General features: G+C 72.1%; 17 protein-coding genes. 8 read left to right on the top strand and 9 right to left on the bottom strand.

Annotated features, from left to right (window positions below; all coding sequences use genetic code 11):
• Position 1: 1 nt before the first annotated feature.
• The 3 genes from AB0L37_RS21170 to idi all read left to right on the top strand — a co-directional run bounded on the left by AB0L37_RS21170 (position 2) and on the right by idi (position 3311).
• Positions 2–943 carry a cation diffusion facilitator family transporter gene (locus tag AB0L37_RS21170; RefSeq protein WP_365507435.1) on the top strand — a complete coding sequence of 314 codons (942 nt, stop codon included), beginning with the start codon at positions 2–4 and terminating at the stop codon, positions 941–943.
• Between the two features lie 175 nt (positions 944–1118).
• Positions 1119–2378 carry a bifunctional class I SAM-dependent methyltransferase/N-acetyltransferase gene (locus AB0L37_RS21165; protein ID WP_365507432.1) on the top strand — a complete coding sequence of 420 codons (1260 nt, stop codon included), beginning with the start codon at positions 1119–1121 and terminating at the stop codon, positions 2376–2378.
• A 339-nt stretch (positions 2379–2717) separates the two neighbouring features.
• Complete coding sequence (gene idi / locus AB0L37_RS21160) at positions 2718–3311, top strand: isopentenyl-diphosphate Delta-isomerase (RefSeq protein WP_365507429.1); 594 nt, start codon at positions 2718–2720, stop codon at positions 3309–3311.
• Between the two features lie 3 nt (positions 3312–3314).
• Here idi and AB0L37_RS21155 read toward each other — a convergent pair whose 3' ends face one another.
• Both AB0L37_RS21155 and AB0L37_RS21150 read right to left on the bottom strand, forming a co-directional pair.
• Positions 3315–3857, bottom strand: coding sequence for an ATP-binding protein (locus tag AB0L37_RS21155; protein ID WP_365507427.1), 543 nt, complete (start codon positions 3855–3857; stop codon positions 3315–3317).
• A 93-nt stretch (positions 3858–3950) separates the two neighbouring features.
• Entirely contained in the window at positions 3951–4532 is a 582-nt protein-coding gene (locus AB0L37_RS21150; protein ID WP_365507804.1) for a DUF308 domain-containing protein, read from the bottom strand.
• A 160-nt stretch (positions 4533–4692) separates the two neighbouring features.
• On the opposite strand from AB0L37_RS21150, the gene AB0L37_RS21145 reads away from it, so the two are divergent.
• Positions 4693–5442: an enoyl-CoA hydratase-related protein gene (locus tag AB0L37_RS21145; RefSeq protein ID WP_365507424.1), complete on the top strand. Its 750-nt coding sequence runs from the start codon at positions 4693–4695 to the stop codon at positions 5440–5442.
• A 45-nt stretch (positions 5443–5487) separates the two neighbouring features.
• Here the strand turns inward: AB0L37_RS21145 and AB0L37_RS21140 are convergent, their stop codons facing one another.
• A complete protein-coding gene (locus tag AB0L37_RS21140) occupies positions 5488–6123 on the bottom strand; it encodes a DJ-1/PfpI family protein (RefSeq protein WP_365507421.1) in 636 nt (211 codons plus the stop codon).
• 32 nt (positions 6124–6155) lie between these two features.
• Complete coding sequence (locus tag AB0L37_RS21135) at positions 6156–7124, bottom strand: GlxA family transcriptional regulator (protein WP_365507419.1); 969 nt, start codon at positions 7122–7124, stop codon at positions 6156–6158.
• Positions 7125–7237: 113 nt separating this feature from the next.
• Between AB0L37_RS21135 and AB0L37_RS21130 the strand changes: the two genes are divergently transcribed.
• The 3 genes from AB0L37_RS21130 to AB0L37_RS21120 all read left to right on the top strand — a co-directional run bounded on the left by AB0L37_RS21130 (position 7238) and on the right by AB0L37_RS21120 (position 10825).
• Positions 7238–8113: a hypothetical protein gene (locus tag AB0L37_RS21130; RefSeq protein ID WP_365507416.1), complete on the top strand. Its 876-nt coding sequence runs from the start codon at positions 7238–7240 to the stop codon at positions 8111–8113.
• 83 nt (positions 8114–8196) lie between these two features.
• On the top strand, positions 8197–8331 hold the full coding sequence (locus tag AB0L37_RS21125) for an LPFR motif small protein (protein WP_365507413.1): 135 nt from the start codon (positions 8197–8199) through the stop codon (positions 8329–8331).
• Positions 8332–8425: 94 nt separating this feature from the next.
• A complete protein-coding gene (locus AB0L37_RS21120) occupies positions 8426–10825 on the top strand; it encodes a Tex family protein (RefSeq protein ID WP_365507411.1) in 2400 nt (799 codons plus the stop codon).
• A 70-nt stretch (positions 10826–10895) separates the two neighbouring features.
• Here AB0L37_RS21120 and AB0L37_RS21115 read toward each other — a convergent pair whose 3' ends face one another.
• Both AB0L37_RS21115 and AB0L37_RS21110 read right to left on the bottom strand, forming a co-directional pair.
• A complete protein-coding gene (locus AB0L37_RS21115; protein ID WP_365507409.1) occupies positions 10896–12533 on the bottom strand; it encodes an ABC-F family ATP-binding cassette domain-containing protein in 1638 nt (545 codons plus the stop codon).
• Between the two features lie 54 nt (positions 12534–12587).
• On the bottom strand, positions 12588–13613 hold the full coding sequence (locus tag AB0L37_RS21110; protein ID WP_365507406.1) for an oxidoreductase: 1026 nt from the start codon (positions 13611–13613) through the stop codon (positions 12588–12590).
• 66 nt (positions 13614–13679) lie between these two features.
• On the opposite strand from AB0L37_RS21110, the gene AB0L37_RS21105 reads away from it, so the two are divergent.
• Positions 13680–14606 (top strand): FAD-dependent oxidoreductase, encoded by a 927-nt coding sequence (locus AB0L37_RS21105; protein ID WP_365507403.1) that lies wholly within the window; start codon positions 13680–13682, stop codon positions 14604–14606.
• Between the two features lie 56 nt (positions 14607–14662).
• Here AB0L37_RS21105 and AB0L37_RS21100 read toward each other — a convergent pair whose 3' ends face one another.
• The 3 genes from AB0L37_RS21100 to AB0L37_RS21090 are packed head-to-tail and all read right to left on the bottom strand — an operon-like array spanning position 14663 to position 17725.
• Entirely contained in the window at positions 14663–15301 is a 639-nt protein-coding gene (locus tag AB0L37_RS21100; protein WP_365507400.1) for an SIMPL domain-containing protein, read from the bottom strand.
• A 46-nt stretch (positions 15302–15347) separates the two neighbouring features.
• A complete protein-coding gene (locus AB0L37_RS21095) occupies positions 15348–15992 on the bottom strand; it encodes an HAD family hydrolase (protein ID WP_365507398.1) in 645 nt (214 codons plus the stop codon).
• Between the two features lie 50 nt (positions 15993–16042).
• A complete protein-coding gene (locus tag AB0L37_RS21090; RefSeq protein WP_365507801.1) occupies positions 16043–17725 on the bottom strand; it encodes a BCCT family transporter in 1683 nt (560 codons plus the stop codon).
• Between the last annotated feature and the right edge of the window lie 42 nt (positions 17726–17767).

Here is a 17767-nt window from a genome sequence, read left to right as displayed (position 1 = left end):
GATGGGCGTCGGGCACAGCCACGACCACGGGCACGGCCAGGGACCCACGACCGGAACGGCCGCCGCCGCCCACCGGGGCCGGCTGCGCATCGCGCTGTCGATCACGCTGACCGTGATGGTGGTGGAGATCGTCGGCGGCGTCGTGGCCGACTCGCTGGCACTGATCGCGGACGCCGCCCACATGGCGACGGACGCGCTCGGCCTCGCGATGGCCCTGATCGCGATCCACTTCGCGAACCGCCCGGCCAGCGAGCAGCGCACGTTCGGCTATGCGCGCGCCGAGATCCTCGCCGCGCTCGCCAACTGTCTGCTGCTGCTCGGCGTCGGCGGTTACGTCCTGTACGAGGCGATCCAGCGCTTCATGGAACCGGCGCAGACGGCGGGCGGCCTGACGATCGTCTACGGCCTGATCGGCCTGGTCGCGAACATGATCTCGCTGTCGCTGCTCGTCAAGGGCCAGCAGGAGAGCCTGAACGTGCGCGGCGCGTTCCTCGAAGTGGCCGCCGACGCGCTCGGCTCGGTGGCGGTGCTGATCTCGGCCGTGATCATCCTGACGACGGGCTGGCAGCCGGCCGACCCGATCGCGTCGATCGTCATCGGCCTCATGATCGTCCCGCGCACGGTGAAGCTGCTGCGCGAGACCCTGAACGTGCTGCTCGAATCGGCCCCGAGGGGCGTCGACATGGCCGAGGTCAGGACGCACATACTGGCGCTGCCCGGCGTCGAGGACGTCCACGACCTGCACGCCTGGACGATCACCTCGGGCATGCCGGTGCTCTCCGCGCACGTGGTCGTCAGCCCCGACGTGCTGAGCGCGATCGGCAACGAGAAGATGCTGCACGAACTCCAGGGCTGCCTCGGCGACCACTTCGACGTGGAGCACTGCACGTTCCAGCTGGAGCCCACCGGTCACGCGGAGCACGAGGCGAAGCTCTGCCACTGATGTCCGCCGAAAGCGACCGACCCACGCTCCGTGGTACTTTGGCCACGGATCTTTGAGGAGGTGGGTTGATGACTGTCGTCGCGGTGAGCGCTGCCGTGCGCAGCGACAGGTGCATCCCCACCATTCCTCGGGCCCTCTCCTTCTGAGCGGGTCCCTTCACCCAAGGGTTCTTACGTTGACCGACGACAACAACGTCGTACGCGATTCCTTCTTCGCTCTGCACCACGGACTTCCCCGGCAGGGCCCCGGTTCCGACGCCACCACACGGCGTCTTCTCTCCTACGCGGGTGAGCTGCCCGCCTGTCCGCGCATCCTCGACCTGGGCTGCGGTCCGGGCCGCAGCGCGCTGCTGCTCGCCGCCGAGACCGGCGGGGAGGTGACGGCCGTCGATCTGCACGAGCCATTCCTCGACGAGCTGCGCGCCGCGGCGCGCGAGCGTGCCCTCGACGGCCGTGTTCATGTCGTCAACGCCGACATGGGCGAACTCCCTTGTCCGGATGGTTCGTTCGATCTGGTGTGGGCCGAGAGCTCGGCGTACAGCATCGGCTTCGACACCGCGCTCGAGCGGTGGAAGCGGCTGCTCGCGCCGGGCGGCACGCTCGTGCTCACCGAGTGCGAGTGGACGACCGACACCCCCTCCCCCGAGGCCCGCGCCTTCTGGGAGGAGCACTACAAGCTGCGTACCGCCGAGGAGAACCTGCGAGCCTGCACGGCCGCCGGGTACTCCGTGCTCGGGGCCTACCGGCAGCCCGAGTCCGACTGGGACGAGTACTACGCCCCGCTCGCCGCGCGCGCCGACGCCGCCGATCCGGCGCGGCCGGGCATGGCCGTGGCGCTGGCCGCCACGCGCGCGGAGCTGGCGATGCGCCGCGAGCACGCTGCCGATTACGGGTACGGAGGCTATGTGCTGCGGCCCGCCGCGGCCTGGCCCACCCGGCCCGAGACCGACGGCGACCGGGCCGCGGTGCACGCGGTCAACGCCGCCGCGTTCCCGACGCCGGCCGAGGCCGATCTCGTCGACGCCCTGCGCGCCGACGAGGGCGCCTGGCTGGACGGCCTCTCGTACGTCGCCGAGGCGCCGGACGGCTCGGTCGCCGCGTACGCGCTGATCACCCGCTGCACCGTGGACGGGGAACCGGCGGCGGCGCTCGCGCCCGTGGCCGTCCGCCCGCAGGACCAGCGCACGGGGGCAGGCTCGGCCGTCGTACGCGCGGTGCTCGATGCGGCACGCGCGCGCGGGGAGCGGATCGTGCTGGTTCTCGGACACCCCGAGTACTACCCGCGGTTCGGCTTCGGGCCCGCGTCGGCGTACGGCATCAGGCCCGGGTTCGACGTGCCCGACGAGGCGATGATGGCGCTGGCCCTGGGTGACGGACCCGATTCCGGGCAGCTCCCGCGGGGCACTATCTCCTACCCGGCCGCCTTCGGCGTCTGAGCGGACCCCAGCGCCTGTCAGTGGGTCCCCCCGGCCGAAGGCTGGGGGGAGGGTCAGGTCGCATCACAGGAGGCCCGCGCACGTCATCGCCGGGTGAGCGGGGTCCGGCGCGTCGAGATGCAAGGCGGAAGAGGGCGACAACGCGGAGCGTTGGCAACCGACGACAACGCCGCAGATCGGCGTGGTGGACCCCGCGCCCGCGACAAGATCCGCCGGACAGGCCCTACGGTGGTTCCGCCCGGCCGTGCGGCCGGGCGGGACATGCGGGGGACGGTATGGCCCGGGAGTCCGCGTCCCGTACGGCAGACTTGGTCCGGAAAACCGAAGCGAAGGATGGGTATGCCGATCACACCTGCCACCGCGGCGAACAGTTCGTCGAACGGCACCGGAGAAGCGATCTTGCTGGAACTCGTCGACGAGGACGGCAGGACGATCGGCACGGCGGAGAAGCTCGCCGCCCACCAGGCGCCGGGGCAGCTGCACAGAGCGTTCTCCGTGTTCCTCTTCGACGAGCAGGGGCGGCTGCTGCTCCAGCAGCGGGCGCTCGGCAAGTACCACTCCCCCGGCGTGTGGTCGAACACCTGCTGCGGGCACCCGTACCCGGGTGAGGCGCCGTTCGCGGCGGCCGCCCGGCGCACGTTCGAGGAGCTCGGCGTCTCGCCGTCGCTGATGGCGGAGGCCGGCACCGTGCGCTACAACCACCCGGACCCGGAGTCGGGCCTGGTGGAGCAGGAGTTCAACCACCTCTTCGTGGGGATGGTGCAGGCACCGCTGAACCCGGACCCGGAGGAGGTCGGGGCGACGGCGTTCGTGACGGCCGGGGAGCTGGCCGAGCGGCACGCGAAGGACCCGTTCTCCGCGTGGTTCATGACCGTGCTCGACGCGGCGCGCCCCGCGATCAAGGAGCTGACGGGCCAGGCGGCCGGCTGGTAACGCTCAGAAGTGCGCGGCGGGCAGGGGCAGGGCCGCCCAGATGACCTTGCCCCCGCTCGCGGTGTGGGCGACGTCGCAGACGCCGCCCGCCTCCGCGGTGATCTCCCGGACGAGCAGCAGCCCGCGCCCGCCGGTCTGTCCGCTGGTGGCCTCGAGTGCCGTGGGGCGGTAGGGGTGGTCGTCCTCCACGGAGACGCGCACCCACTCCGCCCCGACGGCCACCTCCACGGCAAGCATCGGGGAGAGCAGGGCCGCGTGCTTCACCGCGTTCGTCACCAGCTCGGAGACGATCACGAGCAGCCCGTGCACCAGGTCGTCGGGGGCGGGCACCCCCTGCCGGGCGAGCAGTTCGCGCACCGCGCGGCGGGCCTGCGGCACGGAGGCGTCGACCGCCTCGGCGGTGAAGCGCCAGACTCCTTCGTACGGCAGCGGCTCGTTCGATGGTCGGTCGAGGGGAACTCCCCCACTGCCCTGAGGACTTGGGCGGGACCCCCACCCGTGGCCGCTCATCGTCCGGTCGCCGCCCTTGCGCTCGATTGTCACCACCCTTCGAGTGTTGAGAATCCACTGGTCCGGACCGAATGACTGACCAGAAGTCAGCGCGTATCGACGGAATTTGACCGATGGCGTATGACAGGGTCAGTTCTCCGACTGGTCCCGCCCCAATGAGTCCTCTTTCAGAGGCTCTTCAGCTTGTTGTACGAGACGGACGATGCGCCGGCCGCCCAGACCGGTCGCGAGCAGCCCGAGCCCGTCGAAGAGCAGCGCGAGGGAGAAGAAACAGCCGAGGACGTAGCGGCTGCTCTCCGGCCAGTTGCCGAGGACCAGGACGCCGAGCAGGATGCCGAACGCGCCCTGCACCAGCGTCCAGCCGAGATACTGCCCCCGTACGACGAGACCGCCGACGAGCCGGAAGACGCCGCCGGTGAGGAAGAGCAGCGCGGCGAACATGGTCAGCGCCTCGGCGGTGCCCTCGGGGTGGCGGATGACGACGATGCCGGCCGCGAGGTTGAGGGCCGCGACGACGACGCCGAGCCAGAAGAAGTTGGTGCCGCGCGACTGGACCGCGTGCAGCAGTCCCACGAGGCCGCCGAGCAGCAGCAGCCAGCCGAAGAGCAGCATCGAGGTGAGCGTGGCGAAGGCGGTGTAGGCGAGACCGACGAGGCCCGCCAGGACGAGCACGACGCCGAGGGCCGCGAGCCAGCCGAAGCCGCGGCGCATCTTGCGGCGCCGCCGGTCCGGGCCGCGCTCGTCGGTGGTGACCTTCCCGGTCAGCGGCGGCCCCGCCGCCGCTTCCTGATCCTGCGGTTCAGCCATCGGCGCCTCCTGTCGGCACCCCCTTCAGATCGTACGTTCGCCCGCTGCGGATAGCATCCGGCGCATGGCTCCCGTCTCCCCGCCGCGGCTCACGCACTCCGTCGCCGACGGCATCGCAACCGTCGTCATCGACCATCCGGCGAAGCGCAACGCCATGACCGACGGCATGTGGGCCGCCCTGCCGCCGCTGCTCGCCGAGCTCGCAACGGACCCGGCGGTGCGCGCCCTGGTGCTGACGGGGGCGGGTGAGACGTTCTGCGCGGGCGCCGACATCTCGACGCTGGGCAAGGGTGCCGCGCAGGGGCTCGCGGTCGCGGCCGAGGACGCCCTCGCGGCGTTCCCGAAGCCGACGCTGGCCGTCGTACGGGGCTACTGCGTGGGCGGCGGCAGCCAGTTGGCGGCGGCGTGCGATCTGCGGTTCGCCGCGGAGGGCGCGCTGTTCGGGGTGACGCCCGCGAAGCTCGGGATCGTCTATCCGGCGTCGTCGACGCGCCGGCTCGCCGCGCTGGTCGGGCCCGCGACCGCCAAGTACCTGTTGTTCTCGGGCGAGTTGATCGGCACGGAGCGGGCGCTGCGGACCGGGCTCGTCGACGAGGTCTGGGACGGGGCCGAACTGGACAAGCGGGTGGCCGAGTTCACCCGCGTACTGGCGTCGCGTTCGCTCCTCACCCAGGCCGCGGCGAAGGAGTTCGTGGCGGGGCGCGCGGACCGGGACGCGCACTGGGCCGCGCAGGCGCGCGGCAGCGGCGACACCGCGGAGGGTGTCGCCGCGTTCCTGGAACGGCGGGCGCCGCGCTTCGAGTGGACCGTATGACGCTGGCTGCTACATCCTCTAGATCCTTTACGCGCTTTACGTGCTTTACGTGAGGATGAAGCGGCTCTTGGACCGGAACTCCTCGACGAGGTGCGCGGGTGCCTTCTGCGGTGAGCCCGCGTCATAGGGCGGCTGCGGGTCGTACTCGGTGAGGAGCTGGACGGCCTGGGCGTGCTCGTCGCCCGCGATCTTCCCCAGCAGGGTCAGGCCCATGTCAATGCCGGAGGAGACCCCGGCGGCGGTGACGTACTTGCCCTCGACGACGACGCGCTCGCCCGTCGGCTCGGCGCCGAACTGCTTCAGGAAGTCCAGGGCGAGCCAGTGCGAGGTGGCGCGCCTCCCCTTGAGCAGGCCCGCCGCCGCGAGGAGCAGCGATCCGGTGCAGACCGAGGTCGTCCACGTACTGGTGGCGTCGGCCGCGCGCAGCCAGGCGAGCAGCGTCTCGTTCTCCATCTGCGGGGTCTGTCCCGGGCCGCCCGGGACGACCACGATGTCCGGGTGCGGGACCTCGGCGAAGGTCTTGTCGGCGACGATGGCCAGGGTGCCGGTGTCGGTGCGCACCGGGCCGCGCTCCTCGGCGACGAAGACGAGTTCTGCGTCGGGGAGGCGGCCGAGGGTCTCGTAGGGGCCTACGGCGTCGAGAGCGGTGAATCGGTCGAAGAGGACGACGGCGATCTGCACGAGGGGCCTTTCCGGTCGGATTTCTCGGGTGGTCAGTGCGCGGGGTGCGGGGCGTGGAAGCGGCGGCGGTACTCCGCCGGAGGTGTGCCGAGGGTCTTCAGGAAGGCGCGGCGCATCGCCTCGGGGGTGCCGTAGCCACTGGCCCGGGAGATCTCCTCCACCCCGTCGGGGGTGTCCTCCAGGAGCCGGCGCGCGTGTTCCATGCGGACGCGTTCGACGTACTTGCCGGGGGTCAGGCCGGTCTCCGCCTGGAAGGCGCGGGCGAAGTGGCGGGGCGAGAGGCGCGCGCGGGCGGCGAGGGAGTCGACGGACAGGTCGTCGTCCGGGTGCTCGGTGATCCACTGCTGGACCTCGCGCAGCGGTTCGCGGCGGGCGGTCTGCGCGGCGAGCTGGGCGCTGAACTGGGCCTGATTGCCCGGGCGGCGCAGGAAGACGACGAGGTGGCGGGCGATCGTCAGCGCCGTGTCGCGGCCGTGGTCCTCCTCGACGAGGGCGAGCGCGAGGTCGATGCCGGCGGTGACCCCGGCGGACGTCGCCACGTTTCCGTCGCGTACGTAGATGGGGTCCGGGTCGACCTGGATCGCGGGGTGGTCGCGGGCGAGCGTGTCGCAGTACGCCCAGTGGGTCGTGGCCCTGCGGCCGTCGAGGAGGCCCGCGCGGGCGAGGAGGATCGCGCCGGTGCAGACCGAGACGATCCGCTCGGCGCGCGGGGCGGTCTCGCGGAGCCAGTCGATCAGGCGGGGGTCGGGGCGGCGGGTGCCCTGGCCGCCGGGGACGAGCAGCGTGTGCGGGGCGGGGGCGTGTGCCAGGGCGTGGTCCGGGACCAGGGTCAGGCCGCTCGACGTGCGCACCGGTGCCCCGTCGAGGGAGGCCGTGCGGACCCGGTATCCGGTGGCGGAGCCGGTGGTGAGCGTGGCTCCGGCGAAGACCTCGACCGGGCCCGTGACGTCGAGGCTCTGGACCTTGTCGAAGAGCGGGACCAGGACGGTGCGTGGCGGCATGCCCTCATTCTTCGGGCCTCTCCGTCATGGCCGCAATGACGAGCAGCCCACCTTTCCTGCCATCGTCGACTCCCTCCTCGCCAGTCGTACCGACCGGTCGGTAACGTACGGGCATGACTCCTGACCCGCGCCTCCGTGCCGCCCGCCGCTGTCACCACGTGGTCAACCCGTTCCACTCGACGCACTACTTCTCACCGGACCTCGGCAAGGAGCTGGCCGCGGTCGGGGTGAGCGACCGCAACGCCGCCTACTTCGCGGTGCGCTCCGCGCCGATGGGCGCGGTCGGCGCCGGGACGGTCACCGCGGCCTTCTACAACTTCAAGCACGAACTCGTGGCGCGGCACGTGCCCGAGGTGTGGAAGGCCGCCTCCCCGGAGACGGTGCTCGCCGCACGCGCGCGTGCCGTGGACGCGACGCTGCGCCGGCTGCTCGGCGAGGAGGTGCTCGCCTCCGCGGAGATGGCCGAGGCGGCCGAACTCGCGCTGCGCGCCACCGAGGCGTGCACGCGGCACGCGCGGCCCCTGTACGCCGCCCACGCCGACCTCCCGGTGCCCGACGCCCCGCACATGGCCTACTGGCACGCGACGACGCTGCTGCGCGAACACCGCGGCGACGGACACCTCGCCGCGCTGCTCGCCGCCGAACTCGACCCGCTGGAGGCCCTCGTGAGCCATGTCGCGACCGGCAAGGGCATGGCCCCGAAGTGGCTGCTGGCCACGCGCGGCTGGAGCCGTGCCGAGTTCGACGAGGCCGCGGGAAGGCTGCGGGAGCGCGGACTGCTCACCGCCGGCGAGGAGTTGACGCTCACCGAGGAGGGCGTGGCGCTGCGGGCCGCGATCGAACTACGGACGGACGAACTCGACCGCGCGCCGTACGCGCACCTCGGCGACGAGGGCGTGGCCCGGCTGACCGAACTCGCCGGCGGCTTCATCGGTGCGGCGCTGGAGAACGGGGCGTTCCCGGCCGACCTGATCGGCAAGGCCGCCTGACGTCTGAGCGGCGCCGTACGCGGTACCCGGTCTCCGCAAGGCACCCCGGTCACCGCGGCCGGGGCGACGAGAGGAGAGCCTTCATGTTCCGTGCCATCGCCGACGTACTGCGCCAGATCGCCGGGGCCATCGCCACCGTGGTGACGCTGCCGTTCCGCGCGCTCGCCCGGCTGTTCGGCGGAGCGTCCCGCTCCGGAGGCCGGGCGCGCCGCGCATGACAGGCCCCCCTGGTCGGCGCCCTGATCCCCTGTTGTCGGTGCCACCTGCCACAATTGCCGCGCAACCTCAGTCGACATAGGCGGTTACGGGATCGTGGCGACACCCACTGTTGGAACCACTGTCGGGTCCATCGAAGGCAGGATTGCCGAGGAACTCGGCGTACGGGAGCGGCAGGTGAAGGCCGCCGTCGAGCTGCTCGACGGCGGCTCGACGGTGCCGTTCATCGCCCGCTACCGCAAGGAGGCGACGGAGTCCCTCGACGACGCGCAGCTGCGCACGCTCGAAGAGCGTCTGCGGTATCTGCGCGAGTTGGAGGAGCGGCGCACCGCCGTCCTGGACTCCGTGCGCGAGCAGGGCAAGCTGACGCCGGAGCTGGAGGCGCAGATCCGCGCCGCCGACACCAAGGCGCGCCTGGAGGACATCTACCTGCCGTTCAAGCCGAAGCGGCGGACGAAGGCGCAGATCGCGCGCGAGGCGGGTCTCGAACCGCTGGCCGAGGGCCTGCTCGGCGACCCGTCGGTGGACCCGGCGGCCGCGGCCGCCGCGTTCGTCGCCGCCGGCAAGGGCGTCGCGGACGCGCAGGCCGCGCTCGACGGGGCCCGCGCGATCCTCACCGAGCGGTTCTCCGAGGACGCCGACCTGATCGGCGAGCTGCGCGAGCGCATGTGGGTGCGCGGGCGGCTCGCGGCGAAGGTCAAGAAGGGCAAGGAGGAGGCGGGCGCCAAGTTCGCCGACTACTTCGACTTCGCGGAGCCCTTCAAGGAGCTTCCCTCGCACCGCGTCCTCGCGATGCTGCGCGGCGAGAAGGAGGACGTGCTGGAGCTCGTCCTGGAGCCTGAGGAGGCCGTGGAGGAGGGCCCCGGCGCCTCGTCCTCGTACGAGCCGATCATCGCCGACCGGTTCGGGATCAGGAACCAGGGGCGTCCGGGCGACAAGTGGCTTCAGGACACGGTCCGTTGGGCCTGGCGCACGCGCATCCTGGTGCACCTCGGCCTCGACCTGCGGCTGCGCCTGCGCACGGCCGCCGAGGACGAGGCGGTCAAGGTCTTCGCGGCGAACCTGCGGGACCTGCTGCTCGCCGCCCCGGCGGGCACGCGCGCGACGCTGGGGCTCGACCCCGGTTTCCGTACGGGTGTGAAGGTCGCGGTCGTCGACGCGACGGGCAAGGTCGTGGCGACCGACGTCATCCATCCGCACGTCCCGGCCAACCGCTGGGACGAGGCGATCGCCAAGCTGGCGAAGCTCTCCAAGGAGCACGCGGTCGACCTGATCGCGATCGGCAACGGCACGGCGTCGCGCGAGACCGACAAGCTCGCCGGTGAACTCATCACCAAGCACCCGGAGTTGAAGCTCACGAAGGTGATGGTCAGCGAGGCGGGCGCCTCCGTCTACTCGGCCTCCGCCTTCGCCTCGCAGGAGCTGCCGGACATGGACGTGTCGCTGCGCGGCGCCGTCTCGATCGCCCGCCGTCTCCAGGACCCGCTGGCCGAGCTCGTGAAGATCGACCCGAAGTCGATCGGTGTCGGGCAGTACCAGCACGACCTGAGCGAGGTGAAGCTGTCGCGCTCGCTCGACGCCGTCGTCGAGGACTGTGTGAACGGCGTGGGTGTCGACGTCAACACCGCCTCCGCGCCGCTCCTCGCGCGCGTGTCGGGCATCGGTTCCGGCCTCGCCGAGAACATCGTGGCGCACCGCGACGCCCACGGCCCCTTCAGCAACCGCAAGGCCCTCAAGGACGTGGCACGGCTCGGCCCGAAGGCGTACGAGCAGTGCGCGGGCTTCCTGCGGATCCGCGGCGGCGACGACCCGCTGGACGCGTCGTCCGTGCACCCCGAGGCGTACCCGGTCGTGCGGCGGATGGCGAAGTCGACCGGGGGCGAGGTCGGTTCACTGATCGGCGACACGGGCACGCTGCGCTCGCTCAGGCCGGCCGACTACGTGGACGACACGTTCGGTCTGCCGACGGTCACCGACATCCTGAAGGAGCTGGAGAAGCCGGGACGCGACCCGCGGCCCGCCTTCAAGACGGCCACCTTCAAGGAGGGCGTGGAGAAGATCTCCGACCTGGAGTCGGGGATGGTCCTCGAGGGGGTCGTGACGAACGTCGCCGCGTTCGGGGCCTTCATCGACATCGGTGTGCACCAGGACGGGCTCGCGCATGTGTCGGCCCTGTCCCGTACGTTCGTGAAGGACCCGCGCGATGTCGTCAAGCCCGGTGACATCGTGAAGGTGAAGGTCCTTGACGTGGACGTGCCGCGGAAGCGGATCTCGCTCACGCTGCGGCTCGACGACGACGCCAGTGCCTCCGGCGGGTCTCGGGGGTCTCGTGACCGGGATCGTAAGCCGCCGCAGCAGCAGGCCCGTCAGGGTGGTCGCGGGAGCGGCGGGGGCCGGGGTTCTGGTCCGGGTGGCGGCAAGGGGCGGCAGGGTGGGGCTCCTGCCGCCGCCAATTCCGCCATGGCTGACGCGTTGCGGAAGGCTGGATTGGCCTAGCCGCCGTTGAGCTTGTGAGCGTGGGGAACTGCGGCCCGGTTCGTGGCCGGGCGCGCAGTTCCTCGCGCCCCTAAAGCTCTCTGAGTTTTCCGGCAGCCATCTCCAGACGGCGGGTCGTCTGCACCGCGTCCAGCATGCGGCGGTCGTGGGTGACCAGGAGGAGGGTGCCCTCGTACGTCGCGAGGGCCGACTCCAGCTGCTCGATCGCCGGGAGGTCGAGATGGTTCGTCGGCTCGTCCAGGACCAGGAGGTTGACGCCCTTGCCCTGGAGGAGGGCGAGGGCGGCGCGGGTGCGCTCACCGGGTGAGAGGGTCGCCGCCGGGCGCAGCACATGGTCCGCCTTGAGGCCGAACTTGGCGAGCAGGGTGCGGACTTCGGCCGGTTCGGTCTCGGGGACGGCCGCGCAGAACGCGTCGAGCAGGGTCTCCTGGCCGTGGAAGAGGGCGCGGGCCTGGTCGACCTCGCCGACCACGACACCCGAGCCGAGCGTCGCGTGCCCGGAGTCGAGCGGGACGCGGCCGAGCAGGGTGGCGAGCAGCGTGGACTTGCCGGAGCCGTTCGCCCCGGTGATCGCGACCCGGTCCGCCCAGTCGATCTGCAGCGTGACCGGGCCGAAGTCGAAGTCGCCGCGCCGCAGCCGGGCGTCGCGGAGCGAGGCCACGACCGAGCCCGAGCGGGGCGCCGCCGCGATCTCCATGCGCAGCTCCCACTCCTTGCGGGGCTCGTCGACGACGTCCAGGCGCTCGATCATGCGCTGCGTCTGACGGGCCTTCGCGGCCTGCTTCTCGCTGGCCTCACTGCGGAACTTGCGGCCGATCTTGTCGTTGTCGGTCGCCTTGCGCCGGGCGTTCTTGACGCCCTTGTCCATCCAGCCGCGCTGCATCTGGGCGCGGCCTTCGAGGGCGGAGCGCTTGTCGGCGTACTCCTCGAACTCCTCGCGGGCGTGGCGCCGGGCGACGTCGCGCTCCTCCAGGTAGGCCTCGTAGCCGCCGCCGTAGAGGTTGATCTCCTGCTGGGCGAGGTCGAGCTCCAGGACCTTGGTGACGGTGCGGGTGAGGAACTCGCGGTCGTGGCTGACGACGACGGTGCCGGCGCGCAGGCCCCGCACGAAGTTCTCCAGGCGCTCCAGGCCGTCGAGGTCGAGGTCGTTGGTCGGCTCGTCCAGGAGGAAGACGTCGTAGCGGGACAGGAGAAGCGAGGCGAGGCCCGCGCGGGCCGCCTGGCCGCCGGAGAGGGACGTCATCGTCTGGTCGAGGCCGACGCTCAGGCCGAGCTGCCCGGCGACCTCCTCGGCGCGTTCGTCGAGGTCCGCGCCGCCGAGGTTCAGCCAGCGGTCCAGGGTCGTGGCGTACGCGTCGTCGGCGCCGGGGGTGCCGTCGACCAGGCCCTGGGTGGCCTCGTCCATGGCGCGCTGGGCTTCGGCGACGCCGGTGCGCCGGGCGAGGAACGCGCGGATCGTCTCGCCGGGGCGGCGCTCCGGCTCCTGCGGCAGGTGGCCGACGGCCGCGGTCGGCGGGGAGAGCCGCAGCTCGCCCTCCTCCGGCACGGCGAGGCCCGCGAGGAGCTGGAGCAGGGTGGACTTTCCGGCGCCGTTGGCGCCGACGAGGCCGATCACGTCGCCGGGCGCGACCACGAGGTCGAGCCCGGAGAACAGGGAGCGGTCGCCGTGTCCCGCGGCGAGATTCTTGGCTACGAGGGTGGCAGTCATCAGGGCGTCGATCCTAATCGGGGCACGCGGCCGCCGTGGCCGCGGCCCGGCGGGTCAGCGCGCCATGGGCGCCACCAGCACGCTTCCGGTGGTCCGGGCCACGAGGAAGGACTCCCCTTTGGTCGCCTTCCCGTCGAGGGCGACACGGTGCAGGCCGGGTGCGAGGACGTCGTCGAAGACCTCGTGGGTGTGGGTGCGGTAGAGGCGGTCGAGGCGGTAGGCGGTGATCTTGACGCGGCAGGTGGAGGTGACCTCAAGGCCCGCCTCGCCGTCGGCGGCGACCAGCCGGGTGAGGCGGCGCTGTTCCTCGGGCCCGCGGTCCAGGGCGCTCTCGATCTGGGCGACGAGGAGCGGAATGATCGGTGCGAGCCCGTCGACGTACGCGACGTCGGCGCCCGTGCGCTCGAACTCCCTTCGTACGGCGTCCCGTTGGCGTTGCTCGACGGCCCGGCCGAAGGCGACGGCACCATAGGCGCGCAGTTCCTCGGCCGGGACGCCTGCCGCGTCCTGGGTGATGTCCGCGCCGATGCCGATGGTGCGCAGCGCGGCGGCGAGTTTGGCGAGAACGGCGACGCGGGCGCCGATGAGCAGCACCCTGCGCGGGGCGACGGGCCCGGGGGCGCCGTCGAGCAACTGGCCCAGCGCGGCGCGGTAGGCGTCGCCGCGGAAGCGGAACGGGCCGATGCCGTGGTAGCCGTTGAGCTCCAGATCGGCGTGCTCGTCGGTCTGCCAGGCGAAGTCGCGCCATACGAAGTCCTCGCCGGCCTTCTCGATGGCGGCCGTGACCGCCCCGCACTCCAGGCCCTCGCACTCGGGGCAGCCGTAGATGACGTAGCGGCCGCCGGCGAGCGGTGCGTCGGCCTCCAGGAGCAGGCTCCTGACGTGGTGGGTGAAGATGGCGGGCGGGATGTCGGCGGCCAGCGGGGAGACGGCGTCGAGGTCGGAGAGCTGGAACAGCAGCGGGCGGCCGTCGACGATGAAGTCCACGAAGTCCCGGTGGACTTGGTAGTCACCGTTGGCGAGAACTCCACCGGCGCGCATCGCCGGTGCCAGGCCGAAGGTCGCGTACTCGGCAGACATGAGGTGAGTATCCCCACCTGGAACCTGATGTGAGCACGGCATCACACATTCCGCTACCGTCCGGGCGTGAAGAGTGAACCGAGCGGTGAAGTGATCGTGGTCGGCGGCGGGGTCATAGGGATGGCCACCGCCCTGGTTCTGGCGCGGCGCGGGCGCCGGGTGCGGGTGTGGTCGCGGGAGCCGGCCGGGCGGACCACCTCGGCCGTCGCGGGTGCGCTGTGGTGGCCGTACCGGATCGACCCGGTCGAGCGGGTGGGCGCGTGGTCGGTGGAGTCGCTGCGGCGCTACGAGGAGTGGGCGGGGCGGCCCGAGGCGACCGGCGTACGCATGGTCGAGGGTGTACACGCCGGCACGCGTCTTGCCGGGCTCGGTGCGTGGGCCGGCGAGGTGGCGGGGCTGCGCGACACGGAGGCGGGGCTCGCGGCGCGGCTTCCACTGATCGACATGCCGGCCCATCTGGCGTGGCTGCGCGGGGAGTTGGCGGCCGCCGGTGTGGCGGTGGAGGAGCGGGCGGTGTCCTCCCTGCGGGACGTGCCCGCGCCGGTCGTCGTGAACTGCGCCGGGCTCGGGGCCCGGGACCTCGTACCGGACGCGGCGGTGCGCCCGGTGCGCGGGCAGTTGGTCGTCGTGGAGAACCCCGGCATCCGTACGTGGTTCACGGCGGCGGACCCCGCGTCGGACGCGACGACGTACTTCTTCCCGCAGCCCGGCGGGCTGATCCTCGGCGGCACCGCGGAGGAGGACGCGTGGTCCCTGGAGCCCGACCCGGCGGTGGCGGAAGCGATCGTGAAGCGGTGTGCGCAGGTGCGGCCCGAGATCGCGGGGGCACGGGTGCTCGGGCACCGGGTGGGGCTGCGGCCGGCCCGGCCCGCCGTGCGCGTCGAGCGTGAAGTGACCGGCTCCGGGCGGGTGCTGGTGCACAACTACGGGCACGGCGGGGCCGGGGTCACGGTGGCCTGGGGGTGCGCGCAGGAGGCGGCGGATCTGGTGTGAGGGGGGCGGCGGATCCGGGACGAGGGGGCGGCCCAGGCGGCCCGCCCCCTCGTGCGTCACGGCAGCAGACCGTACCCGAGGAGCACCGCCGCCTCGACCTTCACGGCGCCGGGCGCGAGGACGCCGTCGGTCTCCGGGTCGCCGCCGAGGCGGCCGCCGTGGGTGCGGACGCCGACCGATTCGGGGTCGACGTCCTGGATGTGCACGACGCGGCCGAGCCGGACCCCCGCCGCCTCGGCGTAGACCTCGGCCTTGCGGCGGGCGGCGGCGACGGCGCGGCGGCGGGCCTCGTCGCGCATGGCCGGTTTGCCGAGGACATCGAAGCGGACCTCGTCGACGCGGTTGGCACCGGCCTCCACGGCGTCCTCGATGAGCTGCTGGAGGCGGTCGAGCTGCTCGGTCTGCACGGTGTACGTCGCCTCGCACCGGTAGCCGAGAAAGGTCCGCTCGCCCCCGTACCCCTTGAACTCGGACTGGAGCGCGAGGCGCGATCCGGACACCTCGGAGTCGGGCACGCCGTGCTCGCGCAGCACGCCCCGCAGCCGGGCCACCGCGGCGCCCGCGTGCGCGAAGGCCTCCTTGGGCGTCGGCGCCAGATGGTCGACGGCCAGCTTCAGTTGGGCCACGCGCGGCTCCGCCGACACGCTGCCGGTCCCGAAGACGCTGAGGCCCCAGGGTTCCTTGATCTCTGTCATGCCGGGATTGAAACACCGCGGCGCGCTGGGCGACAGGGGCGCGGATTCACGGCCGTACGCTCGGCAGCCCGTCGATCGCCTCGACGACGTCGTCGGCCGTGCGCGTCGGTGTGAAGTCCCGCTCCTGCCACGTCCGGCCGCGGGTCAGCCACACGGTTCGCAGCCCGAGGGCATGCGCTCCCCCGATGTCGGCGCGCGGGGCGTCGCCGATCATCCAGGCGTCGTCCAGGGAGCGGCCGACCGCTGCCGCGCAGAAGAGTTCGGGGGCGGGCTTCTTGTGGCCCACGGCCTCCGAGATCACCCAGCTGTCGACGAGCGCGTCGAGGCCGGTGCGGCGGATCTTCTCGGTCTGCTGTGCGGTGCGGCCGTTGGTGACGACGACCGGGGTCCAGCCGGCGGCCGACGCCGCGAGCAGGGACGTACGGACCGGGTCGGGCAGGGTCACGCGGTCCGCCGCGCCGTGGTCGAGGACGGTGCGGATCGCGGATGCCGGGACGCGGGGGCCGTAGCGCGCAGTCATGGCCGCCGCGACCTCGGCCCGAGGTGTGCAGCCGTCGGCGTCGACGGCCATCAGCCACGCCACGTCCCTTGCCGGGAGCGCGTGTTCGGCCAGGAAAGCCGTCATCGCCGCGCGGAACGCCGCGTCCCGGTCGATCAGGGTGTTGTCGAGGTCGAGCAGGAGCAGGGGCATGGCCGGGAGTAGAACACGTCCCGGCCCTGCCCCGCCCGACGTCGGTGACGTCAGCTCTTGTCGGTGTCCGTCTTGAGGTCCGTGTCCAGGCCGCTGCCCGGCCCGTCGTCCTCCAGGTGTCTGCCGATGGGGTCGCCCTCCGTCTCCAGGCTGTCGCCGGGGCCGATGCGGATCTCGAACTCGCCGCCGTACTGCTCGTGTCCGGCGACGACGGCCGCCTCGACGACCTCGATGCCCATGTCGCCGCGGACGATGAGCGGGTCCTGGCGCAGGTCGCGCATGAGGGACACGCACATGCCGATCATGACGAGGGTGAAGGGGGCCGCCACGAGGATGGTCAGGTTCTGCAGACCGGTGAGCGCATTGCCGGAGCCGTTGCCGATGAGGAGCATGACCGCGGCCACGGCGCCCGTCACCACGCCCCAGAAGATGACGACGAACCGGCCGGGTTCGAGCGCGCCCTTCTGCGACAGCGTGCCCATGACGATGGAGGCCGCGTCGGCGCCCGACACGAAGAAGATGCCGACCAGGATCATGACGAGGAGGCTGGTGGCCGTCGCCATCGGGAACTCGTGCAGGACGCCGAAGAGTTGGGCCTCCGGGGTGTCGGCGCCGCCGAGCTGCCCGTGCTCCTTCATCTTCATCGCCGTACCGCCGAAGATGGCGAACCAGAGCAGGCTGACCGTGGACGGGACGAGGATCACGCCGCCGACGAACTGGCGGATGGTGCGGCCGCGGCTGATGCGCGCGATGAACATGCCGACGAAGGGCGTCCAGGAGATCCACCACGCCCAGTAGAAGACCGTCCAGCTGCCGAGCCACTCGGCGACGCCCTTGCCGCTGGACGCCTCGGTGCGGCCGATGAGCTGGGGCAGGTCACCGAGGTAGGCGCCGAGCGACGTGGGCAGCAGGTCGAGGACGATGATCGTGGGGCCCGCGATGAAGACGAAGACCGCGAGGATCAGCGCCAGGACCATGTTGATGTTGGACAGCCACTGGATGCCCTTCTCCACCCCGGAGACGGCGGAGGCGACGAACGCGACCGTCAGGACGGCGATGATCGACACCAGCAGGGCGGTGCTCGCCTTGTCCATCCAGTTCAGGACCTCGAAGCCGGAGCCGATCTGGAGTGCGCCGAGGCCGAGGGACGCCGCCGAGCCGAACAGCGTCGCGAAGATCGCGATGATGTCGATGACCCGGCCCCACGCCCCGTGCGCGCGCTTCTCACCGATGAGCGGCACGAAGACGGAGGAGATCGTCTGCCGGCGGCGGCGCCGGAACGTGGAGTAGGCGATGGCGAGCCCGACGACCGCGTAGATCGCCCACGGGTGCAGCGTCCAGTGGAAGAGGGTCGTCGCCATGGCGGTCTCCATGGCTTCCGCGGAGTCGGCCGGGTCGGTGCCCGGCGGCGGCGTCGTGAAGTGCGCGAGGGGCTCGCTCACGCCGTAGAACATGAGGCCGATGCCCATGCCGGCGCTGAACATCATGGCGACCCAGGAGACCGTGCGGAACTCCGGCTCCTCACCCTCCTTGCCGAGGGTGATCTTGCCGTAGCGGCTGATCGCGAGCCACAGGGCGAACACGACGAAGCCGGACGCGGCGAGCATGAACGCCCAACCGCCGTTGTGGATCAGGCCGTTGAGCGCACGCGTGGACACGCTCTCCAGGCTGTCGGTGGCGACGGAGCCCCAGACCACGAAGGCCAGGGTGAGCACGGCGGTGACGCCGAACACGATCCGGTCGGTGGCGGGGCTCCGGCCGCCTGTCGCTCCTTC

Origin of the sequence: Streptomyces sp. NPDC052225, from assembly GCF_040679615.1 — a bacterium.
Taxonomy (GTDB): Bacteria; Actinomycetota; Actinomycetes; order Streptomycetales; family Streptomycetaceae; genus Streptomyces.
This window is presented reverse-complemented; position numbering and strand designations above follow the sequence as displayed.